At 38.7% G+C, this 23,490-nt stretch carries 23 protein-coding genes and 2 pseudogenes; 5 read left to right on the top strand and 20 right to left on the bottom strand.

The window, feature by feature from the left end:
- Positions 1-46 precede the first annotated feature (46 nt).
- The 4 genes from CVD27_RS11295 (at position 47) to CVD27_RS11280 (ending at position 3,363) form a co-directional block, all read left to right on the top strand.
- Positions 47-571 (top strand): NAD(P)H-dependent oxidoreductase, encoded by a 525-nt coding sequence (locus tag CVD27_RS11295; RefSeq protein WP_101648005.1) that lies wholly within the window; start codon positions 47-49, stop codon positions 569-571.
- Between the two features lie 15 nt (positions 572-586).
- A complete protein-coding gene (locus CVD27_RS11290; RefSeq protein WP_101648004.1) occupies positions 587-1,609 on the top strand; it encodes an aldo/keto reductase in 1,023 nt (340 codons plus the stop codon).
- Positions 1,596-2,477 carry an SDR family oxidoreductase gene (locus CVD27_RS11285; RefSeq protein ID WP_180960231.1) on the top strand — a complete coding sequence of 294 codons (882 nt, stop codon included), beginning with the start codon at positions 1,596-1,598 and terminating at the stop codon, positions 2,475-2,477. The genes CVD27_RS11290 and CVD27_RS11285 overlap by 14 nt, the downstream gene beginning before the upstream one ends.
- A 175-nt stretch (positions 2,478-2,652) precedes the next feature.
- Positions 2,653-3,363 carry an SDR family NAD(P)-dependent oxidoreductase gene (locus CVD27_RS11280; RefSeq protein WP_101648002.1) on the top strand — a complete coding sequence of 237 codons (711 nt, stop codon included), beginning with the start codon at positions 2,653-2,655 and terminating at the stop codon, positions 3,361-3,363.
- A 248-nt stretch (positions 3,364-3,611) separates the two neighbouring features.
- On the opposite strand, the gene CVD27_RS11275 is transcribed toward CVD27_RS11280, so the two are convergent.
- Genes CVD27_RS11275 through CVD27_RS11265 form a run of 3 tightly spaced genes read right to left on the bottom strand, consistent with a single transcriptional unit; the run spans position 3,612 to position 5,244 of the window.
- The gene (locus CVD27_RS11275; RefSeq protein WP_101648001.1) at positions 3,612-4,223 is read right to left on the bottom strand and encodes an FMN-binding negative transcriptional regulator; all 612 of its coding nucleotides are present in this window, start codon (positions 4,221-4,223) and stop codon (positions 3,612-3,614) included.
- 24 nt (positions 4,224-4,247) lie between these two features.
- Positions 4,248-4,766, bottom strand: coding sequence for a GNAT family N-acetyltransferase (locus CVD27_RS11270; RefSeq protein ID WP_101648000.1), 519 nt, complete (start codon positions 4,764-4,766; stop codon positions 4,248-4,250).
- Positions 4,767-4,791: 25 nt separating this feature from the next.
- On the bottom strand, positions 4,792-5,244 hold the full coding sequence (locus CVD27_RS11265) for a MarR family winged helix-turn-helix transcriptional regulator (protein ID WP_101647999.1): 453 nt from the start codon (positions 5,242-5,244) through the stop codon (positions 4,792-4,794).
- Between the two features lie 128 nt (positions 5,245-5,372).
- Between CVD27_RS11265 and CVD27_RS11260 the strand changes: the two genes are divergently transcribed.
- A complete protein-coding gene (locus CVD27_RS11260) occupies positions 5,373-5,627 on the top strand; it encodes a GNAT family N-acetyltransferase (RefSeq protein WP_257984333.1) in 255 nt (84 codons plus the stop codon).
- A gap of 118 nt (positions 5,628-5,745) precedes the next feature.
- Here CVD27_RS11260 and CVD27_RS28720 read toward each other — a convergent pair.
- The 17 genes and pseudogenes from CVD27_RS28720 to CVD27_RS11175 all read right to left on the bottom strand — a co-directional run.
- Positions 5,746-5,844: pseudogene (locus tag CVD27_RS28720) on the bottom strand (enoyl-CoA hydratase); the annotation flags it as partial.
- Complete coding sequence (locus tag CVD27_RS28715; RefSeq protein WP_257984339.1) at positions 5,817-5,948, bottom strand: hypothetical protein; 132 nt, start codon at positions 5,946-5,948, stop codon at positions 5,817-5,819. The pseudogene CVD27_RS28720 and the gene CVD27_RS28715, both read right to left, overlap by 28 nt.
- A gap of 244 nt (positions 5,949-6,192) precedes the next feature.
- Positions 6,193-6,948: an amino acid ABC transporter ATP-binding protein gene (locus CVD27_RS11245; protein WP_101647998.1), complete on the bottom strand. Its 756-nt coding sequence runs from the start codon at positions 6,946-6,948 to the stop codon at positions 6,193-6,195.
- 22 nt (positions 6,949-6,970) lie between these two features.
- On the bottom strand, positions 6,971-7,684 hold the full coding sequence (locus CVD27_RS11240; protein WP_257984332.1) for an amino acid ABC transporter permease: 714 nt from the start codon (positions 7,682-7,684) through the stop codon (positions 6,971-6,973).
- An 11-nt stretch (positions 7,685-7,695) separates the two neighbouring features.
- Entirely contained in the window at positions 7,696-8,403 is a 708-nt protein-coding gene (locus CVD27_RS11235) for an amino acid ABC transporter permease (protein ID WP_101647997.1), read from the bottom strand.
- Positions 8,404-8,424: 21 nt separating this feature from the next.
- Complete coding sequence (locus CVD27_RS11230) at positions 8,425-9,297, bottom strand: transporter substrate-binding domain-containing protein (protein WP_101647996.1); 873 nt, start codon at positions 9,295-9,297, stop codon at positions 8,425-8,427.
- Positions 9,284-10,468 (bottom strand): acyl-CoA dehydrogenase family protein, encoded by a 1,185-nt coding sequence (locus CVD27_RS11225; RefSeq protein ID WP_101647995.1) that lies wholly within the window; start codon positions 10,466-10,468, stop codon positions 9,284-9,286. The genes CVD27_RS11230 and CVD27_RS11225 overlap by 14 nt, the downstream gene beginning before the upstream one ends.
- Positions 10,469-11,120: 652 nt before the next feature.
- Positions 11,121-11,765: a hypothetical protein gene (locus CVD27_RS11220; RefSeq protein ID WP_180960230.1), complete on the bottom strand. Its 645-nt coding sequence runs from the start codon at positions 11,763-11,765 to the stop codon at positions 11,121-11,123.
- 314 nt (positions 11,766-12,079) lie between these two features.
- A pseudogene (locus CVD27_RS11215) lies at positions 12,080-13,335 on the bottom strand (glutamate synthase-related protein).
- Positions 13,336-13,405: 70 nt separating this feature from the next.
- A complete protein-coding gene (locus tag CVD27_RS11210) occupies positions 13,406-15,286 on the bottom strand; it encodes a sigma-54-dependent Fis family transcriptional regulator (RefSeq protein WP_101647993.1) in 1,881 nt (626 codons plus the stop codon).
- A gap of 288 nt (positions 15,287-15,574) precedes the next feature.
- Complete coding sequence (gene lpdA, locus CVD27_RS11205; protein WP_101647992.1) at positions 15,575-16,954, bottom strand: dihydrolipoyl dehydrogenase; 1,380 nt, start codon at positions 16,952-16,954, stop codon at positions 15,575-15,577.
- 16 nt (positions 16,955-16,970) lie between these two features.
- Positions 16,971-18,203, bottom strand: a complete 1,233-nt coding sequence (locus CVD27_RS11200; RefSeq protein WP_101647991.1) for a dihydrolipoamide acetyltransferase family protein — start codon at positions 18,201-18,203, stop codon at positions 16,971-16,973.
- A 27-nt stretch (positions 18,204-18,230) separates the two neighbouring features.
- Positions 18,231-19,259: an alpha-ketoacid dehydrogenase subunit beta gene (locus CVD27_RS11195; protein WP_101647990.1), complete on the bottom strand. Its 1,029-nt coding sequence runs from the start codon at positions 19,257-19,259 to the stop codon at positions 18,231-18,233.
- Between the two features lie 119 nt (positions 19,260-19,378).
- Positions 19,379-20,371, bottom strand: coding sequence for a thiamine pyrophosphate-dependent dehydrogenase E1 component subunit alpha (locus CVD27_RS11190; RefSeq protein WP_101647989.1), 993 nt, complete (start codon positions 20,369-20,371; stop codon positions 19,379-19,381).
- Between the two features lie 185 nt (positions 20,372-20,556).
- On the bottom strand, positions 20,557-21,651 hold the full coding sequence (locus CVD27_RS11185; protein WP_101647988.1) for a tartrate dehydrogenase: 1,095 nt from the start codon (positions 21,649-21,651) through the stop codon (positions 20,557-20,559).
- Between the two features lie 101 nt (positions 21,652-21,752).
- Positions 21,753-22,718 (bottom strand): 2-hydroxyacid dehydrogenase, encoded by a 966-nt coding sequence (locus CVD27_RS11180; RefSeq protein ID WP_101647987.1) that lies wholly within the window; start codon positions 22,716-22,718, stop codon positions 21,753-21,755.
- 207 nt (positions 22,719-22,925) lie between these two features.
- Positions 22,926-23,486: a FumA C-terminus/TtdB family hydratase beta subunit gene (locus CVD27_RS11175; protein ID WP_101647986.1), complete on the bottom strand. Its 561-nt coding sequence runs from the start codon at positions 23,484-23,486 to the stop codon at positions 22,926-22,928.
- Positions 23,487-23,490 lie beyond the last annotated feature (4 nt).

The raw sequence follows: 23,490 nt of genomic DNA, 5'->3' as shown, positions 1-23,490 counted from the left end.
TTTTAATGATTTTTTTACGTATACAACCAATTGAAAGGTGATCAAAATGAAAACATTAGTTATAGTAGCCCATCCAAACTTGGAACAATCGAAGGTAAATAGAACGTGGATGAACCGTCTTCAACAAGAGGAAAATGTTACGGTCCATAATCTATATGCACATTACCCTACATTTGAGATTGATGTGGAAAAAGAACAGGAGCTTCTATTGGAGCATGATCGAATCGTTTTGCAATTCCCATTCTACTGGTACAGTTCACCCGCTTTATTAAAACAATGGCAGGATTTGGTTCTTACTTACGGCTGGGCTTATGGGTCAGAAGGAACAAAATTGCGTGGCAAAGAGTTTGTGTTAGCCATTTCAACAGGCGGACCTGAAGCAGCCTATCAAGCTGGCGGATACAATCATTTTAGCATAAGCGAACTAACCAAACCCTTCCAGGCAACAGCGAACTTGACCGGCATGCGGTTCTTGCCCACTTTTACGGTGCAGGGAGTACGCTTTTTAACTGACGAACAAGTCCGAGAAAGTGCTGAAGAGCTGGTACGTCATCTAAAAAATAACTATTAGAAAAGAGGTCTTGTAATGAACTATAAATTGTTAGGTAGAAGCGGCTTACGAGTATCTGAATTAGCTTTAGGTACAATGACGTTTGGGGAAGACTGGGGATTTGGTGCTTCTAAGGAAGATAGTCAAAAAATCTTCAATGCTTTTGTTGAAGCTGGCGGGAATTTTATTGATACGGCTGTTAATTATACGAATGGAACAAGTGAAAAATATGTTGGGGAATTTATTCGTGAAAAGCGTGAACAGTTTGTCGTTGCGACTAAATATACACTGAACACTCGTCCCCATGATCCAAACGCCGGCGGCAACCATCGAAAAAATCTCGTTCAATCCGTTGAAAAGAGCCTAAAACAGCTTAAGACTGATTATATTGATTTACTTTGGCTTCATGCTTGGGATTTCATGACACCAGTCGAAGAAGTGATGCGTGCACTTGACGATTTAGTTCGTTCCGGAAAAGTCCTTTATGTTGGAATATCGGATACTCCTGCATGGATTGTTTCACAATCCAATATGCTGGCCACACTCCGTGGTTGGACTCCGTTTATCGGCTTGCAAGTGGAGTACAATTTGTTGCAGCGGACTCCAGAAAGAGATTTATTACCAATGGCACGCACTTTAGATATTGGGGTTACTGCATGGGCACCAATGGCTGGGGGTGCACTAACGGGAAAATACAGTAATCCTTCAGCTGAAAAAGGGAGATTATCTCCTCAAAGTGCACGTTTAAATGAACGCAACCGGGCTATTGCTGCAGTTGTGGAAGAAATCGCAAAAGAACTAGCAGTTTCCCCTGCCCAAGTTGCAATAAACTGGGTCCGTCAACAAGCTGGGACCGTCATTCCGCTAATTGGTGCCAAACGAGAAGAACAAATAAAAGACAATCTTGGAAGTTTGGCTTTCCGACTTTCAGAAACACATCTTACCCAATTAAATGAAGCTAGCAAAATTGACCTGGGATTCCCACATGATTTTCTTACATCTGAATCTGTTTTAAATGCCATCCATGGAAATACGTTTGGAAAGATTGAAAAAAAATAATATTGAATTGCTTGGTGAAGGGGAGAAATCGATGAAGGGGAAAATTTGTTTAATTACTGGAGGCAACTCAGGGATTGGTAAAGCAACAGCCATAGAATTAGCTAAAAAAGGAGCAACAATTGTTCTATTATGCAGAAATGAAGAACGAGGCAAAAAAGCAATTTCTGATATTATTGAAGAAACAGGTAATACCCAAGTAGATCTCCTTCTTGCTGATTTATCATCTCAGCGTTCAGTCAAAAAAGCAGCGGATCTTTTTAAGAAAAAGTATAACAAGTTAGATGTTCTAATCAATAATGCAGCAGTTTTTTTAGCAAAACGTTCTGAAACTGAAGATGGAATTGAAACCACGTTTGCCACAAACTATTTATCTCATTTTATCCTTTCCCACCTCCTACTTGAGTCACTTGAAGCAAGTGGTGAAGGAAGAATTATTAATGTAGCTTCCAAGCACAACGGAATTAATATGAACTTTGATGACCTTATGACCAAACAAAATTATGCTTTTTTCAGAGCAGTAGGTCCTACTAAATTAGGTTTAATTTTATTTACTAAGGAATTTTCAAAGAGGCTTGATGGAAGGTGTGTTACCGTTAACAGCCTGCATCCAGGAATTATCCGCTCTAATCTTATGCATGACATGCCCTGGATCCTACGGACGATATTCAAAACGTTCTCAGCTAATCCCAAAAAAGGTGCACTCACACCAGTCTATCTTGCTTCCTCCCCTGATGTTCTAGGCGTTAGCGGTAAATTCTTTGTTAACTGCAAAGAAACAGAAACTACTGAAACTGCAAATGACCAGGATTCTGCCCGGAAATTATGGGATATTAGTATGAGCTTAATCAAGCCTGGAATCCTCTTTTAGGGGGGACCAATTTTTTAGATATCGTATAACAGGAAATTTGACTTGTTTAAATATGAATATTTCACGGTAAAAAGAATTTTATCGTTTACCTAAAAAAATACCTTGACCTCAACTTAGGTTCAGGTTGTATCTTTTTGTATGTATCTCATTTAAATAAATTTTGGAGGAATAAAGTATGACAAAATACGCTTTAGTAACAGGTGCTAATAAAGGTATTGGGTATGAAATTGTCCGTCAACTGGCAGAAAAAAATTATCACGTATTTTTAGGAGCCCGCAATGAAGAACTCGGACAAAAAGCTGTACAATCTTTAGGCTTTTCGAATGTTTCATTTGTTCAAGTTGACATTTCAGATACACACTCAATTCAAAATTCAAAAAATAAAATCCTTGAAGTTACGCATCACTTAGATTTGTTAATAAATAACGCCGGAATTGCACTCGATTTCGGTATTCTGCCTAGTGAATTAAATATAGAAACGCTTCGTAAAGAATTTGATGTTAACTTCTTTGGAACATTTCAGATGATCCAAACATTTTTACCACTAGTAAAAAACTCTCAGGGTGGAAAAATTGTAAACGTCACTACCGATATGGCTTCACAAACAATGTTTGACAATGGTGAAGCTGGACCCCTTAATATACTAGGCTATAATTCATCAAAAACCGCTGTAAATTCTTTAACATTAGCCTTTGGTAAAGAATTTAATACGAACGGTCCTGAAATATTAGGTGTGACACCTGGTTTTACTACTACCGACCTTAATGGCAATGCACCAGGCGGGAAAACAACTGCGGAAGGTGCACAAATCATTGTTAAATACGCCTTAAGCGAAACAAATTATAATGGTAAAATTCTGAACAAAAATGGGATAATTCCTTGGTAAAGGAAATCCTATGATTTATTCGATTGGAAACAAAATTCGTGATACCGAAGAAAATTTAATAAAAATTCAGCAAAAAATTACAAGGCTTAAACGTGAGATGAAAAAATGATAATAAAAAGACCAACGTACTCATGTTTGGTCTTGATTTTCCTGTCATTCGCATTAGGGGCCTGTTCCATCCACTTTTTGTGTGAGTCTTTGGGATAAATTACTTGGAAGAACTATTTATCCCAAAGATTATGTGGGTACTATCTTTCTAGATTTTTTTTCATTAGATCAGCAACCTGTAAATTATCTTGGTGGGAAGTGTTTTCTAGTTGCTTAATAATTAACTCTTGTCGTTCCACAGGATGATTTTGACTTAATTTAGCTTTTGCTTCCATTTTGGTGATGATTATTCTGAATGCTACAATTCCTTTACTCATGCCTTCAATAAAACTCGGGTCTACATCAATTAAATTGTATGGACTGGCCGGACTTTCATATTTTTTTATCATGTCATTTAAAGAATCAAATATTACTTTTTGATTTTCGATTATCTCGAGCTTTCCATATACATGGATAGACACATAATTCCAGGTAGGCACAGCCTTCATTGTTTCGTACCAAGAAGGAGAAATATAACAATGTGGACCTTGAAAAATCACAAGAACTTGTTGGTTTTCAGCATCCTTCCATTGTTCGTTTGGACGGGCAAAATGACCATATAAAGCATTATCAGATTTATTTAAAATCAGTGGAAGATGAGTAGCGCAGGGTTCTCCCTTATGCTGTGAAAATAAAGTTGCAAAGCTATACTTTTCCATAAAATCATAAATCATGCCTTCATCATTGATTTTAAAATGCTTAGGAATATACATAATGATTCCACCTTTCAAAAAAAGTTATATGAATGTTTTAGTCATTATAAAGTCCGTTTGTTCTTCATCTCCCATATAAAAAGAGTGGGCTCCAGTTTGAACAAATCCCATTTTCTTATAAAAAGCAATTGCATTTTCATTTTTTTCCCATACGCCTAGCCAGATTTTCTTTTTATTACGTTCCATCGCAATTTCCATAGCTTTATTAAACAGATATTTACCAAGCCCATGTTTTTGAAATTGGTTCTTTATATAAATCCTCTCAATCTCAAGTGACTCATTACCCATTTCTTCAGACTGAGCATCATTGGTATTGACTTTTAAATATCCAGCGACTTCATTATGAAAATAAACAAAAAAGAATTGTGTAGAAATATTGGATAATTCTTTTTCTAATTGTTTTAAGTTAAATGCCCTTTCCAAATAGGCATTCATATTTTCGGGTGAATTCTGATCTTTAAATGTCTCTTTAAATGTTTCATAACTAATTTCTTGAAGTTTACTTAAATCCCCAAGGTTACACTGTTTTATATTTATAGTCATTTAAATATGTCGCTCCTTTATATAATCAATAATTTCTCTTGTTTCCCTTTTTTACAAATTCCCAATCTTTTTCAATATTTTTTCTTACTCTTTGAAGAAGATTGAAAATGGTTTCTACTTCTCTTTCGGAAAATCCGTCTAATGCTACAATATTGGAATAATCATTTTCTCTTTTAATAAAAGGATAAACATTTTTCCCTTTCTCAGTTGGAAAGAGCTTCTTTATTTTTTTGTTCTGTTGATCGTCTTTCTTTTCAATAAAACCATTCAATTCAAGCTTTTTAATCGCACGCGAGGCTGTTGTTCGATCTACTTTTATCAGCTCAGCTATCTTTTCTTGAATGATCCCTGGGTTTTCACATATTCGCACCAGGTACAAATACTGCCCTTTTGTAAGGTCATATTCTTTAAATTCTATATTACTTATAGAATCTAAAGCCCTTGATATCATTCCAATTTCACGAAGAATTTCCTTCATCATTAACTCCTTAGAATGTATTTTTGTTGCAAATGCAATAAAAATGATATAGATTAAATTTAAACTAACTTTGTTGCATTTGCAACAAAAAAAGATGATAGACAATTATATTAAAAGGACTGATAAAAATGATTGCAAAAAGAGCAACGATCGATGAAGATTTAAGGATCCTCGAACCTTACCGTAAATTTGGTCTTGGAAGAATCATTATAAAAGCGTTAGAAGAAATCGCGGAAGAACTGGGAGCCTCACAAGTTAAATTACATGGGCAAACACAGGCAGAAGGTTTTTATAAAAAACTTGGTTATCGTACTTCATCTACTATCTTTATGGAAGATGGGATCCCACATATTCTACTGCTCAAAGAATTGGCTAGTAAATAATGATAAAAATAAAAACCATTCAATGGTTCCATAAGTAAATAAAAAATAGGACCAACATCTATGTTGGTCTCGATCATCTTTAACGAATGTCCCATTAGTCAAAGAAAGTGCAAAGAATTTAAAGTATTACACCTGAAAAGTCCCCTTTTAATACTTCTTTTTCATTCTGATTTTTACATAAAAAGGAGGCTATAATAGCTGTTCTATTATTTTCTTCCTTTTCGTGTTTTTTAATTTAAACTTCACAAATATGACGATATTAATAGGTCCTGGTGTAAAGGTAACAATAATACAGTAAAGTAAAAAAAATGTAATATTCATGAGGAAAACTCCTTTCAAGGTAATCTCATAGAATTATACATCTCTAAATTAAATGGCTTATAGTATATTATTGCAGGATTATGAATGCTTCTGTAAAGTTAACTCTACCCAATTAGCTTTACATTCTTAATGAACAAACTTGGTTGTTAGCGATTTAAAAACAGCCGCCAAAATGATAGCAGTTACAAGACATTATTATGAGAGCATTGAAGAAAAACCTCCATTTCTAGAGGTTTCTCATTCATTAAATATTATAAATAAAATCCTCAGGTATAACCCGCCTTAAGAAATGCTGCGTTCTTTCTTCTTTTGGTCTTGAGAAAATTTCCTTTGGGGAATTCTCTTCTACGATCACACCACCATCCATAAAAATGACTCGGTTGGCTACATCCTTTGCAAAAGACATTTCATGCGTCACCACTAACATGGTTGTTCCTTCTTTTGCAATATTTTTCATGACGGTTAAGACTTCACCGACTAATTCTGGATCCAGTGCAGATGTTGGTTCATCAAATAAAATAATATCTGGATTTAACGCAATCGCTCTTGCAATACCAACCCGCTGCTGCTGCCCTCCAGACAATTCACTAGGGTAGGAATTCAATTTATCTGCCAATCCGACCTTCGCCAAGGACTGTCGACCCAGTTCATTGGCTTCTGCTTTCGGAACCTTTCTTCCAATGATAAGACCTTCTGTCACATTCTCTAATACTGTTTTATTCGTAAACAGATTATAATTCTGAAACACAAAAGCAATTTTTTGCCTGATTTGATGTATTTGTTTTTTTGTTGCTGATTTAAGGTTTACATGAATATCACCAAAAATGGCTTTCCCCTGATCGGCTCGTTCAAGAAAGTTAATGCACCGAAGCAATGTGGTCTTACCAGAGCCACTCGGGCCAAGAATGACAACCACATCCCCCCTATCAATCTGTAAATCTACTCCTTTTAAAATTTCGTTCTTACCAAAGGACTTGTGGATATTTTTAATCTCTAACATGACTTTGCCTCCAATCATGATCTTAGGCAGCGGCTGTTTTATACTTCCTTAACCGTTTTTCATACAGCTTAAATAAGGTTTCCACCAAGCTGCATAAAAGGAGATAGACAAGAAAGATATCGATATATGCTTCAATAAAATTGTAGCCAACATTCGCTGCCACTTGCGCTTTTAACGTAATCTCTCTCAATGACAAAGCATAACCCAAAGAGGTAGCTTTAATGAGATTGACCGTTGCTGTACAAATATTGGGCAATGCCACCACTAATATTTGTGGAATGAGTATTCTTCTAAAGGCTTGCACATTGTTCAACCCAACGGAATAAGCTGCTTCCAGCTGCCCCTTACTGACCGTGCTAATAGCAGAACGAAATACTTCTATTAAAATAGCCGTTGTATTCAAAGAGAAAACAATAAATGCATACCAAATCGGATTGATATCGTAGATACTCGTTTTAACATGATACTTCTCAAATATGGGAGCCAAAAGTAAAGGAACACTTGTAAATATAATAAAAATTTGAACAATGATAGGAGTCCCTCTCACAAACGAAACATAGACTCGTGCCAACTGGCTTATCACTGGAATTCGATTAATCCTCGATAAGGCGAGCAAAAATCCTGAAGGCAGAGCAATGAGTAAGGAGACAATCGTAATGAGTAAGGCTATAGGCACTCCAGATAAGGCAACAAAAAAGGTTTTTACTAAAAATGTAACATCCATTCCGACCGACATGCTGTCACCCCCTATGTCGTTTTTATAACCAGTTTACCTTTACTAAAAATCTTTTCTACCTTTGAAAAGATCTGTTCAATCAAAATGGATAAAATCCAGTATATAAGAGATAAGGCAAGATAAATTTCTAACGAATGAGAATTATAGTTATTTGAAATAATAAGGCTTGCTTTCCCCATAATATCAACCAACCCAATAGTATAGGCTAATGATCCTTCTTTCATTAATTCAAGGAGGCTGTTGCCGAAATTTGGCAATGCGACAACAAATGCTTGCGGCAACACAATTCTCCGAAATGCCTGGACAGGACTAAGCCCGACACTAACCGCTGCCTCATATTGTCCCCTGTCAACTGCTTCATAGGCCGTCCTCATCACCTCAGACATGATGGCTCCAAATTGCAGCGAAAAGGTAATTACAACATAAATCGAAGTGGAAAGATGATTCAGCTCTGCACCAAAGTTATTGGCTATTGCCGGAAGCCCATAATAAACTAGAAATAAAAGAACAATAGAGGGGGTACACCTTAAAATGGTGGTATACCCATTGGCGATTTTTCTGGCAGCCGTACTCGTTCCGAGTTTCAATACGGCTAAGATAAATCCTAGAATCGTACCGAACAAAACCGATTGACCTACAACCATAAAGGTTACGTGTAAAAACGAAAGAAGTTGTGGCAATGCTCCCCAAATGTAGGTACTATCAAAATACGTTTGCATATTCCACCTCTTTTTTGATGGTTACCTTTTTACAGTATCCAATAATTTAAATAAATCAGTATTATAGAACTTAACCATCAGTTTGTTTGTCTTCTTTTCCTCTTTTATTTTCTTGATGGCTTGATCATAGGCATCTGCAAATTCTTGTTCTTTTTTATTGAATAATGGCCACGTTTTGACAACCGCAAACTCATTATAAACAAGGTCATTTGCTAAATTATGATAAGGACCATCCTTTGCAAGAACTTGCTTTTCATACGTTGCTCCCAAATAAATGCCTCCATCTACACGTCCTTCATTTACCCATTGAACGACATCCACTGAGAATGCATCTCCGGCTTTCAGTTTAACTTTATTATCTGGATTGGCTTGGTTATATTCATCCACAATGGTATATTGAGCATTACTTGCCGCAATAGGTGCTAACGAAAGCTTTGCTTTAGCAAAGTCTGATAAGTCTTTTATATTTTCGTTTTTCTTTTTTAACAAAATGCCAACACCGCTGAGTCCGAGGAATTCTTTCGGAAAGATATAACTCTTCGTTCTTTCCTCTGTGAACCAGGCATTTTTTACCCCTACTTGATATTTGCCTTGCTGCACACCTACCAATAAGTCTTCACTGGATGTTGGCACATATTCGAATTCATATTCTGGCAATGCCTTATCCACTAATTTCATGACTTCAATTTCATATCCGGTTGGATTACCCTTTTCATCTAGGTATCCGATTGGTTTACCGCCTTGATCAAACGCTACTTTTACCTTTCTGACTTCTTTCTTAGCAGCTCCCGCTTCCGATTTTGCCCCAGTTGTGGCCGTTGAGCCGCAACCTGCGATGAAGGTTGCTAAAGCGATTCCTGTAACGGCGATTTTAAAAAACTTATTCATTTTCATTGTCTTTTCCTCCCTTAGATTCATATTGTTGAATAGCTGTTAGAGCTAATTTTAAAATGGTTAGATCATCCATTGGCGGATTATGCAGGCCCGCTCGGACATCTCGGTAATAACGCTGCAGTGGATTGGTCAGCTGTAAGCTTTTTGCCCCGACTAATCGCATCGCTTTATCTACCACTGTAATCGCAGAGTTGGTCACAATATGTTTGGCTACAAATGCTTCATTTGTGATCTCCCGTTGACGATACACATCAATGTAAGCCTCTGCCGTACTATATAGGGCAAATCTTGCTTTGTATAATTCCAAGTCCATTTCGCCTAATAACGCTTGCACGTTCGGCAGCTGAGCGATTGGGCCATTAATACTATTGGGCGAATGGGTATTGGCAAATTCGAGCGCATTGTCCCTGGCCGCCTGGGCGATCCCTAAATAGGTCGCAGGAATCAGCAGTCCCCAGCCATTCAGTTTAAACCCTGTATGATTACTGGGAATTTCGACTAAGTCTGACTCATCCACTACCACGTTTTCTAATATTAAATCATGGCTGCCGGTACCACGCATCGCGATTACATTCCAATTTTCCTCGATGGTTAGTCCTTCCGCTTCTTTTGGAATTAGGAAAAAGCCTACCGTTTCTTTTTCTTCGACCCAAGCAGAAGTTAAAAAATAATCCAGTTCCGGTGAGCAGGTTGTATAGCTCTTCCGCCCATTGATCACCCATTTGCCAGCTACCCACTTAGCACTTGTTTCGGGCCGGCCCCCGCGAATGGGACTGCCTGTAGCCATTTCGCTTACTGCTCGGTTAATGATGGCCCCATTGTTCACTTCTTCAGCAAAATAGGCTAACTTTTCTGGATCCCAATACCGATTTTCAAATAATTCTCCAACTGTCATTAATGTCCATCCAATCGATAGCGCGGTGCTGCCATCATAGCTTCCCAGTTTTTCTTGTAAGAGAATGGTATCATATAGAGAAAATCCTTCCCCGCCAAATTCCTCTGGTAAGGTCAATTTGGTATAGCCGATTTTTCTTAACGCCTGGATATTCTCTCTAGGGAAGCTGCCCTCCTTGTCAATTTGCGAGGCTGTTGCTTTAAAATCCGCTTCTATTGGGTACAGCCGTTCAAGCCACTTACGTTGCTTGCTATTTTTTACAAATAAGTCCTGCATGCTTTTTGCCCCCTCTTAACACTTAATAAAAAAGACTGCTCCCATTTAGAATGGAAGCAGCCTTCAGTTGACTGATAAGCTAAGCTCATTAGTTTAAATTACTTTTTGGAATATTATGTATCTATTACCTTATAATAATCACATTAATCCAATGTGTCAACTAGGATTATTTTCTTTTATACTCCTTACAAAAGTGATGCTCCCTTAATCTAAATATTTCAAATATTGCGCCAACAAGACTTCCCTAAAAATGGATTGGATTTCTGCTATTTCTACGGTATTTATAGATTAGTGGAGTTTTGTTATAAAATACATACTGATAAGGTAATGTATCAAGTGTCTAATGGATTCAGAAAAAGTCCTTATAAACAAGGAGTAGGTGTGATAAATTTTTGTATCAGTCATAAAAACAATTGTATCGTGAATAGAGAGGAAATTTTCCACCACTAAAAAAGACTGCAGGTGTAGAAACACCATACAGTCTAATGTAACGTAACCATTTTTATTCTAAACCCACTAAATTGGCCCAAACTCACCATGCGGATGGCAGCGTGCCAGTAAGGTATAGCTGCTTTTTTTTGTACGATATAGAATATTTCTTAATTAAAAGTGATCTTGTACTTTAGAATGTGTTTTTCTTTAAATTTGTACATTATTTATTTTGAGCAACAAGTATACGCATGCTATCTTCTAATCGATGAGCAAAATTTTGATGAATTTTTCTAGTTTGTTTTAAATAGTTGTCTGTGATAGCTTCCCAAGCGTTCCATGCTTCATTTGTAGACTCAATGAATGACTCTCTATTTTGTTCAACAAGTTTCTCTGATCTTTCCATTAAGTCAAAGGCAGTGTTAATTGGAGTTGAATAAAGCTCCTCTAATTTAGTAGCTACCTCGGTTACCTGACCTATTAAAGATTCAGTTAATTCTTGAGTAGAGTCATTTATTTTAAAAATAGAGTTTTGGATTAAGCCATTCTGCAAATCGATATTAAATTTTGTCGCTTGCTCAAAAAGACCCTTAACAGTTTCGCGGTATACTCCATTGAACTTTGTTGTTTCATTTATAGCTTTTAAGAAAAGTTCTTGGCCTTGTGCTCTATATTCTCTATTACGAGATATTGCACCTTCCAATTGATCCCAAAATGTTTCAATAAATGAGTCTGAAACATAGCTTGCTGCTTGTTGCTGCTCTACTTCTTGAAACTCAACTTTTGGCCCCTCTACTATTGTAACTTCCACTTTCTTATCTTCCTTTTTTTGAACTTCTTCTTTTGGTTCCATTACCTTTTGTGCCATCTTCATTCCTCCTCATGTCCTTTGTTAAATTCTCTATTTTTTCCTCCTATGAAACGGAGGTATGTAGAGTTCAATAATCTTGGTTCTGAATATATTTCACGAAATTACTATATATGTATTTTACATATATGAGCTAGGATTCGTCAATTAGACATACACAATAAAGTGAGTAAATTTTAATAATTTTAATAATTTTAATAATTTTATAAAAAATGGTGGCTTTGAACGATTTCCAAAAACCACCATGCTTTTATTGCGTTATTGCCATATTATAAGGACAAGTCATCCACATTATTCTGTTCATTTCTATTAAACTATAAAGATCTTTTAAATAATTCATTCGAAGATTCAGGAATTGGAAACAGTTCTGATAACCTTATTATTTTTCCATCGACATCTTTAAATACAATGTGAACACGAGTGAATTTACGGGGGCTATCAATGCCACAAGCCGCAGCTAAGGCAAACAAACCTTGACGTACATTAATGATATAGTTCATGACTCGCCATTTCTTTTCCTCTGGCACAAGTGCTTCTTGATATTTGGGATTAGTGGTCGTTACCCCGGTAGGGCATTTATCAGTATGGCATTGAAGAGCCATATGTTTTCCACCTGCATCTTGCAGCATTTTGATAAACTGTCACGTTTCGAGCGCATTATGCAAAAAGGGAAAGCGATTTGGTGAATTAATGGTCTTCCCGACCAGTACCTTACGAATGTTTGCTACTTTCGTTGTTACCTTCGAACCCTCCAGATGTCCTCCACGGATTTTTGCTCCTTGGCCGAATTTAAGCTCAAATGCTTTTATATTCAGTTCCTGGGCTTTAGACTTAAATTCATCAATAGTAAAATTCCCCTCATCATCGCGAAAACCAAATAAACCAGGGCCAATTTGAGCGACTACATCTACACCACTTTCTAAATGCTCTGGTGCAACTCCGCCCTCCCCCGTATTAATCCATGAACCCCCTGCCATTTGGCTGCCATGACCTGTTGAAAGAATATAGTTTTCGCCGACTGCTCCGTAAGATGTAGCATAGGCACCAAACGGACCGCGAAGTCTCCATGGAAATTTCCGGGTCCCCCCAACGACTATGGTCTCTTCCTCATGATAAAGCCAACGTGTTGTTTGGTCCTTTTCCAGCTGTTCGTAACGAGTAAATAATCCTTCATGATCAATTTTATATTTCATTGAGTGGACTTTTTCTTGATTATCAACTCTTAATTCTTCTTTAATAAGGGAAACATACCATTTGCAATATAATACCCAGACCTTTCAAAGTCACGTTTGGAACCAAAGCTTAAAAGATCACTTCGATATTTGGCAGAAAAAACAATCCCTAAAAAATCGGTTCGTGAAAATGGTTTGCCACCATTGTCATCATCAAACCAATATTGCCTAAATTCCGGGCCAATCTTTTCTAATAAGTAGCGCATCCATCCCAAATAAGGGTGTGCTCTGATAATCGAATTCTGTGGTTTCTTTGCTAAAATATTTAACCACAAAAGTAAAGCAACCGGTCCTACAATAAACACAATCAATAGAAAGATAAAAATAGTCCCTACCATCGAACAATCTGTGTGCTATTTTTAAACTAATTCATTTAATTCTTAATTAAGAGATTGGACAATGTCAAACTTACATTCCAAACTTTTGGAGCCTTTTATAAAAAGTACTCCTTGGGATTTCCAGTAATTTTGCGGCAGCAGTTACATTTCCTTTTGTCTTTTTTAATGCATCCAGCATTAAGTCCTTTTGTATTTTTTCTCGGGCATTTAACGTTTTTTCAGCCTTTTCCTTATTTTCCTGCCCATTTGATGAAGTACTGGATGGATGTCTAATTATTAAAGATTCAAAGCTATTAAAAAATATATGCTGACTTGACTGTTCATCAAGAGACATAATGTACAGCCGCTCTAAGACGTTTATTAATTCTCTTATGTTTCCTGGCCATTCATAATCTTTCAATCTTGAAGATAGATCATCCATATTCGGGAGGTTCCATCCATTTCTTTTACAGAAATACCTGACGAGGTACGGGATATCTTCTTTTCTTTTTCTAAGTGGAGGAACGTCAATTGGATAAACGTTCAAGCGATAATAGAGGTCTTCCCGAAAAATCCCATCTTCTACAAGATTCGTAATATCACGGTGGGTTGCTGTAATAATACGGACATTCAATGGGATTTCCTTCGTACTCCCAATCGGAGATACTTTCTTTTCCTGAAGCACACGCAATAAGGCCACCTGCATAGAATGCGGGATTTCACCTATCTCATCAAGAAAGATCGTCCCCTTTTGAGCCTGTTCAAATTTTCCTTTATAGCCTTGCCGTCTTGCCCCGGTAAAAGCCCCCTCGACATAGCCAAAAAGCTCACTTTCCATAAGTTCTTTCGGAATCGCTCCGCAATTTAACGAAATAAATGGACCATCCTTTCGGGGGCTGTTGTCATGAATGGCTCGAGCAATTAGCTCTTTTCCTGAACCGGTTTCACCTGAAATAAACACGGTGGTATCTGTTGGAGCTACAAGCTTAACTTTGGCTAACGTATTTTGAAAAACCTCACTCGTTCCACACTCTCCTTTAAAGATAAAGGGTTTTGCATGACTTTGTGCTTGAAAAGATACATTTTTACGATGAGTAAGCACTTTTGAAAGGAAAAAGCAGCTTCCGATGATCCTGTTGTTTTCCTTCGAATGAAAAGGCATTTCAGCATCAATTTTGTATCCGTTATGTAATAGTTCGTACAGGTTCATTCCGATCGATTGAGGGAACCCTTCACGAAGCGGTTTACTAGCGGATATGATCATTTGTTTTTGATTACATACCAGGAAGAGCTGGTTTTGATAGGTCTCTGCCAGGGGGCCTGCTTGCTGGAAAAGTGTCATTTCTTCCAAATAGGCCTGCTTGCTGATATCTTTTTCAATTGCATAAGAAATCGATGTGACCATTCCAAGCATAAAGGGGTGAGAATAGTTAACTGGGCATGAAACATCAATTACACCCATTAGGTTTCCATTTTCATGAAAAATAGGTGTGGCGGAACAGCTCCATTGATGGGAAGCGACGGAGTAATGTTCAGCCCCATTAATAGTAACCGCTTCTTTTGTTTGTAACGCTGTCCCAATTGCATTTGTACCGACCTCAGCCTCAGTCCAGCGCACCCCTTCAACAAAATTAATTTTTCTAGCATCGGATAAGGTTTGTTTGTTTCCTGTTAATGATAGAACATATCCATCCGGATCGACCAAAAGTGCCATCATTCCAGAATCTTTTATTGCCTGATCCATCTTTTTTATATAAGGGGAGGCTATTTCGATCAGCAGAGAATTCTTTTCTTTTTTGGCATCTAGTTCTTCTTTTGATAATAAATCCAGGCCTTTATTTAAATAAGGGTTTACCATTTCTTTTTTACAGCGGTGCCAGGATTCCGAAATTCGTTTGTTCAAACGTGCTGAATCAAGAATTCCTTCTTTAACAAATCGTTTCCAAGCATCAAAATAAAAAGTAGTATTCATACAACCTCCCCTAATCATAAGAAATATTTTCTACATTGATTTGAGATAGATTACTTGTTGTAAATTTTACGAAGAAAAAAAGGAGTATTAGAAGAAATCCGTCAAAACGTGGTGGATAAACGTACAATTCTAATTATACAAAACTAGGAATGCGCTTTCAATCAAACGATTGTCATTATATAGAAAATTCAAAAAAGCTACGCGTATTAGACGCGTAGCCTGATAATTTAATAGAATAATTATAATGAAGGATTTACTAGTATCTTAATTTGGTTCTTGTTCCTTTTCTTAAACATGAACAGCATGTCCAACGGCACTAAATAAGGCTTCTTGGATTGCCTCAGAAAGACTAGGGTGGGCGGCAATAAATTGTTCCATACTGTCCGTTGTCAACTCCGCATGGAGCATGACGGTACCTTGTCCAATCAGTTCGGTGGCATGTGGCCCAACAATCGAAACCCCAACGATTTCCCCATACTCTGGTTCAACAAACACCTTTACCTTTCCAACTCGTTCATTGGAAATTAACGCCTTCCCGTTTGCGGAGAACGGAAACTCCCCAACTCGTATGTCACCATATTGGTCGATGGCCTCCTTTTCCGTTAAACCTACGCTGGCAATCTCAGGTGAGGTATAAATACAGCGGGGCACAGCACGATAATTTACCTGTGTATCTACCCCGCAAGCGTTTAAGGCGGCAACTGTTCCCTCATGGAAAGCCACATGGGCCAATTGAATCCCGCCGATGACGTCTCCACAGGCATAGATATTCGGGATGTTTGTTTGCATTTGCTCATTTACTAGAATTCCTTGTCTTGAAAAATCAATGCCGATGTTCTCAAGACCCAAGCTATTCACCCTTGGCTTACGGCCAATCGAAACGAGGACCAAATCTGACTCAAGCTCATGGAGACCTTTGTCGTTTTCAAATAACGCCTTCTTCTGATCCTTATTCAAATCTTTTAGTCTGGTAGAAGGATAGATCGTTACACCGTCGTTTTCAAGCTCCTTATGTAAGATCGCAGCTACAGCCTTATCTTCTCCCGGCAACAGCTGATCCGCCATTTCAACAATGGTGACTTTTGTTCCCAATCTGCTAAAAATACTAGCAAACTCGCAGCCGATTACACCTCCGCCGATAATAAGTAATGAGGAAGGAATGGACTGAAGCGACATCGCCTGACCACTATGGATGATCCAATCGCCGTCAAATGATGCAAATGGCAGTTGAATTGGTTCAGAGCCTGCAGCGATAATCACTTTGTCTGCCGTTATCTCTTCTTGTTTCCCATTATGTTCAATCTGTAAAACCCGGCTCGTTTGGAAAGATGCCGATCCCTTTACTACCTTCACTTTATTTTTCCTCATTAAAAATTGGATTCCTTGTACCAGCGTCGAAACAATTTTGTTTTTACGACCCTGGACGGCATTCCAATCAATCTCAATGCTGCCGGAGGGCAGACGAATCCCAAACTCACTCGCATGTTGAAATTTATTGTACACTCCAGCACTTTCTAAGAGGGCTTTAGTAGGCATGCACCCCTCATTTAAACATGTGCCTCCAAGCGGTCCCTGGTCTATTATTGTCACTTCATGCCCCTGCTGGGCTGCAGTAATTGCAGCCACATATCCAGCAGGACCACCCCCTATAATTGCGATCAGAGTCATAAGAGTTCCCTTCTTTCTATAAAAGCATGGTTATCGGCTCTTCTAAATACTGCTTGACCGTTTGTAAAAATGCTGCAGCTGGGGCGCCATCAAGTACACGGTGGTCAAATGTCAGACTGAGCGGAAGAATGCTTCTTCTTTCTAAATTTTCACCAATATAGGTTGGGGTATCATAAACAGCGCCGACACCAAGAATCCCTGTTTCAGGTGGATTTAAGACTGGTGTGAAATGCTCAACACCGTAGGACCCGAGATTACTAATCGTAAACGTGGAACCTTGCATTTCCTCGAGATTAAGCTGAGCTTGTCTTGCTTTTTGTGCTATGGTTTTAATGTTTCGAGACAAATCAATAAGAGAACATTTATCAGCATCACGGATGACTGGAACCACTAACCCTTTTTCAAGCGCAACAGCCATGCCAAGATGAACACTCTTGAACAAATGAATTTTATCGTCCAAATACGCACTATTCATTTCCCCGTGCTTCTGTAGTGAGAGCACAACGGCACGAGCAATAAAGTCGGTCACCGTTAATTTTTGATCATAATGATTTTGTACGGTTTGGGCTATTTGCTTTTGTAAAGCCATTAAATCCGTTACATCGGCCTTCATGTTAATCGTTAGCTGTGCTGTTTTTTGCAGGCTGTCGTACATGCGTCGAGCAATCACTTTTCGGATTCCGCTGACCGGGATTTGCTGAGTCTCCTCTAATGGCTTCACATGAGTTTCGAATGTTTCTTTTTTCTCCTCAGCCTGTGGCGAAGCTGAATTCTTTATGGCTGCCTCTACATCTTCCTTTGTTATTCTTCCTCCAGGACCCGTTCCTTTGATATTTTCAATAGTAAGATTGGCTGCTTCCGCGATTTTCCTTGCGACTGGGGAAATTTTCACGCGATTCCGAGCCGTCCTTACTGAAGTGATAGGCTCCGTCTGTTCATTTACAGATGTGGCATTTTCCACTTCAGGTTTTTGGTCTTCTTCGACTGCCAACGCAGCAGCTACTTCTTCACCCGGGAGTCCGATATAACAAATCACAGTCCCAGGCGGAACCCCTTCTCCTTCGGGAACAGCAATTTTCAATACTGTTCCCTCCGCAGGAGATTCCACATCAATTTCAATTTTTTCTGAACTGACGCTTGCAATCGGCTCACCCTTTTCGACAGGGTCTCCGACTCCTTTATTCCATATCGATACAGTGCCTTCTTTCATGGCCATTCCCAATTTCGGCATCACCACTTCTACCGCCATGTCTATCTCTCCTTCCCGCTCTCTGATTTATACTTCCAGGGGTGCACCTACTAGTTCTGCTGCCACTTTGACCACTGTTTCTACCTTAGGCAGATAAATATCCTCAAGCACAGGTGAGAAAGGTACAGGAGTGTGCGGTGCCGTAATTCGTTTAATTGGGGCATCAAGTGTGTCGAATCCTTTATCGGCAACAAGTGCTGCGATATCTGTAGCAATACTGCATCTCGGATTTGCTTCATCGATAACGATTAAACGGTTGGTTTTTGCTACGGAGGAAAGAATCGTTTCTTCATCCATAGGTGACAAGCTGCGCGGATCAACGACTTCCACTTCAATTCCTTTTACTGAAAGTTGCTCGGCAGCTTCCAATGCGGTATGTACCATCTTGCCAACCGCTACAATGGTTACATCTGACCCATTCCGTTTAATATCTGCTTTTCCAATTGGAATCGTATAATAGCCTTCTGGAACATCGCCTGTCATATTATAGAGTGTTTTATCCTCAAAAAAGATGACAGGATCATTATCTTCGATCGCAGCGAGTAATAGTCCTTTTGCTTCATAAGGTGTGGATGGGACAACCACTTTCACACCTGGAATCGCAGTAAACAGTGCATATAAACTTTGAGAGTGCTGGGCCGCTGCTCTAAATCCGGCACCATGCATGGTTCGGATTGTAACTGGAACCTGTGCCTTGCCCCCGAACATATAGCGGAACTTTGCCCCTTGATTTAATACTTCATCTAAACAGCTACCAATAAAGTCGTTAAACATTAATTCAGCAATTGGCCTTAGACCGGTTGATGCCGCCGCCATCGCTGCGCCCATATAACCGGCTTCTGTAATAGGGGTATCCAAAATTCTTTCCCGTCCAAACTCCTGAACAAGCCCTTTCGTGACCCCGAGAACTCCGCCCCATGCATCTTCATCCTGTAAGTGATCCACTTCAGCCCCGCCGGCCACGTCCTCACCTAATAAAATGACATTTTCGTCCTTACGCATGGCAAATTTCATTGCCTCATTAATCGCCGCTGACATACTTAATTTCCTTGTCATAATCGAATTCCTCCCTTTAATTAGTCAATCCGAATAATATTACTGATTTCTAAACTTACAAATTCGGGCTGCTCCTATAGGCCGTCCTTTTTGATCCACCTTTTGCAGGGTCCTCAATTTTAATAAGACACGTATACATCAGTTAACAATTCTGAAGGACTTGGGTACGCACTTTCTTCACTGAATTTCACAGCTTGATTAACCGCTTCTTCAACTGAATTTTCTAAATTGGTTATTTCGTTTTCAGGTAATAGCCCCTGGTTTAACAAGTGATTTCTATACAGTAGAATCGCATCTTTATCCGTTTTATGTTCGACCTTGTCTTGCTCTGTTTTGTATTTTTGGGCATCTCCTTCGAAATGGCCATAATTTCGATACGTTACACATTCAATTAGTGTTGGACCTTCCCCGCGGCGTGCCCTCGCGATAGCTTCTTCTGCAGCTTGGTAGACTGCGAGTACATCTTTTCCATCCACTTTAATACCAGGGATATTATAGCCAATCGCCCGATCGACAATGGATTTACAGCTGGACGCGTAGGTAAATGGAGTGGCTTCTGCATAGCCGTTATTTTCGGCAACAAAAACGACTGGAAGATTCCAAATGGCTGCAAGATTAATTCCCTCATGGAAAGTCCCATGGTTTTGGGCGCCATCCCCAAAGAAGCAAACGCTAACATCTCCAGTTTTTTTATACTTCGCTGTTAAGGCAGAACCGCATGCGAGGGGGAAGCCGCCTCCGACAATTCCATTGGCACCCAGCATCCCTTTATCAAGATCGGCGATATGCATGGATCCTCCCTTTCCTTTGCATAATCCAGTTACTTTCCCGTAGATTTCCGCCATCATTCCATTTAAATCACAGCCTTTGGCAATACAATGACCGTGGCCGCGATGGGTGCTTGTTATACTATCTTTATCGGTTAAATGGGCACAAACGCCCACAGCAATGGCTTCTTCCCCAGCGTATAAATGAACAAATCCTGGCAGGATTCCCTGTGCAAATAACTCATGCACTCTGTCCTCAAAATAACGGATTTCTAGCATTTTTTGATACATCCATTGTGCTTTTTCCTTTGTTAACGCTACATCTTTACTATCCATTGTTCTCATTTTTTCAGCCTCCCTGGAAAAATTCATTACAACTTTATTAATGCAAGAACCGTGCCAAGAAACGGAAGCAACATTCCCGAGGCTTTAACGACATTACGGTACAAAAAAAGAGACAAAACGATACAACTGTCTCGTTTTGTCTCTTTTTGATTACTTTTTTGGTGAATGAACCGCGGCTGAAAAAATCATTTGATAATGAATTCTGCATTATTTCCCTTTTTATCGATAGCTTTAAGACGGGTATTGATTTCATCCGTAACCCCTTTTGTCGTGTACTTCCCACCAATGTCCGGTGTTAAAATTCCATCTCTTGTTACGCTTTCGATAACATTCAATAATATGCCGCCAAGTTCTTCTTCACCGTAGTGATCTAACATCATTTTTGCAGTCCAAATCTGTCCAATCGGGTTTGCAATACCTTTACCAACAATGTCTGGAGCTGAGCCATGAACAGGTTCAAACATGGAAGGAAATTTTCCATTTACATTGATGTTCGCCGCTGGAGCAATTCCGACGCTACCCATGATAGCAGCACCTAAATCTGTCAAAATATCTCCAAACAAATTACTTGCAACAATTACATCAAATCTTTCCGGACGGGTAACGAAAAATGCAGATAAAGCATCGATATGTTGTGAGTCTGTATTTATTTCTGGATAATCCTTTGATACTTCTTCAAACACATGATCCCAAAAAGGCATAGAATGAAAGATTCCGTTTGATTTTGTTGCGCTAGTTACATGTTTTCTACGCTTTTTTGCTAATTCAAAAGCATAACGCATGGCCCTTTCTGTCCCTTTTCTTGAAAAAATTGCATTCTGAATGGCTATTTCATCTTCACCTTGAAATATCTTTCCTCCAACCGAGCTATATTCACCTTCACTATTCTCTCGAACTACAATTAAGTCAAAGTCTTTTGGATTTAATAGAGGAGACCTAACACCATCAATTACTTTTGCTGGACGAATATTAATTACTTGCTCAAATTCACGACGGATTTTAATTAGAAGGCCCCATAATGAAACATGATCAGGAACAAGCTTTAAGTTACCTACTGCTCCTAAAAAAATACTATCAAAATCTTTTAATCTCTCAAGGCCATCTTCCGGCATCATTTTACCATGTTCGAGATAGTACTCACAGCTCCAAGGAAAGCTAGTAAACTCAAACCTTAATCCTCCATGAATGTCCGATAACGTTTTCAAAATTTCTGTTGCTGCTGGAACTACCTCTTTACCAATTCCGTCTCCAGGGATGTTAGCAATCTTTAATGTTTTCATCGTCAATCTCCTCACTGTTCTATATTGTAATTCGAGAAATCAATCGTCGGTATTCAGTCGACTGTATCTATATTTTGATTCTATAAAAACGATCATATCATTCACTTTACTTTTATTAAGTTTGGCGGTACTTCTCCCTGGAGTCCAGCTACTAAGTTAACAGCTGCCATCATGTCCATTTTAAACCGAGTTTCATAGGTGGCAGAGCCGATATGGGGCAGTGTCACCACATTATCCATAGCGAGGAAAGGATGATCCTTTTCAATCGGTTCTTGAACAAAAACATCTAGCCCTGCTCCAAGAATTCCCCTTGTTTTTAGTGCATGGATTAAGGCTTGTTCGTCAACTGTTTTTCCTCTTGACCCATTAATAAAAATGGCGGTCTCTTTCATCAACTCGAATTCCCTTTTCCCGATTAACTTTTCAGTCTCGGGAGTTAAAGGCGTCATCAAACAAACAAAATCAGACTGTTTTAAGAGATCATCCAATGAACAATAGGTTGCATTGTATTTCTGTTCCGCTTCCTCATTCCGCGAACGGTTGTGATATAAAATTTCCATATCAAACCCACAGTAAGCTCTTTTGGCTATCGCTGTCCCTACTCTTCCCATACCAATAATCCCTAATACTTTATGGTGCACATCGACTCCAAACCATTTTTCTTCGAGGTCAGATTTCCATTGTCCTGTTTTTACCCATTGATCTAACTCAGGAACCCTTCTTGCTGAAGATAGAATTAACCCAAAAATAGTATCTGCCACTGTATCATTCAAAATATCCGGAGTATTTGTAGCCATTACTCCATGTTCTGCCAATGCAGATAAATCAAGATTGTCATAACCAACAGATGTATTACACACAATTTTTAAATTAGGTGCTTGTCCTAACAGTTCTTGATCGACTTTAAGCTTGGATCCCAATATGCCTTGTGCCTCTTTCAGTTCTTCAAGAAATACAGGATACGTTTGTGAATCTAATTTCTCAAAATAGGTTACATCCAATGTGTCTTGAATAAAATCCAATACTTTTTTATCGACTTTTTTATAAACAATTACTTTTGGTTTCATTGAAGATTCCCCATTTCTTTAACATGTTATAACCAAGAATCATTTGATTAAGTGTTTTTTTATCCCGTTTATTGAGTGTTGTTTAAACTTAGAAAAAATCAAACAAGTTTCAAAACAGCGTTTTTCATGAAGGTCATAAGAAAAGCTTTAACACATTTTAATGCTAACGCTACGCTAATCTTAATGCAACACTGTAAAGTTGTTATATTATCGTTCTATTATTCTATACTTAGCAATCTCCCGTTCGTAAAGGTCCTCCCCATGTGTATCATAGACAACCATAACTGGGAAATCCTTAACAATAAGTTGACGGACAGCCTCTGGGCCCAGATCTTCATATGCTACAACTTCTGCGGATTGGATTTTATCGCTTAAAAGCGCAGATAGACCGCCAACGGCAGAAAAACAAATGGCTTGATGATCTTTGCATGCGTCTTTCACTGATTGACCCCGCGGTCCTTTTCCAATAACCCCCTTAACCCCGTATTCAAACATGGCCGGTGCATAGGGGTCCATGCGGGAGGCTGTTGTAGGAGCGATGGATCCAATCACTTGACCAGGTTTAGGAGGTGTAGGTCCAGCGTAAAAGATGATATGGTTTTTCAGATCAACAGGAAGTGGTTGATTTTTGCCCAACAGTTCGAGAAACCGCTTATGGGCAGCGTCTCTGGCTACATAAATAATTCCATTTAGAAAGATTTCATCCCCTGCGTGTAGATTTAAAACATCCTCAATAGTAAGAGGTGTTTGTAAGTAGACTTTAGCCATTAAT

The organism is Neobacillus cucumis (assembly GCF_002860255.1).
Classification (GTDB): Bacteria; Bacillota; Bacilli; order Bacillales; family Cytobacillaceae; genus Neobacillus; species Neobacillus cucumis_A.
The sequence above is the reverse complement of the archived record's forward strand: the minus strand, read 5'-3'. Positions and strand labels throughout refer to the sequence as shown.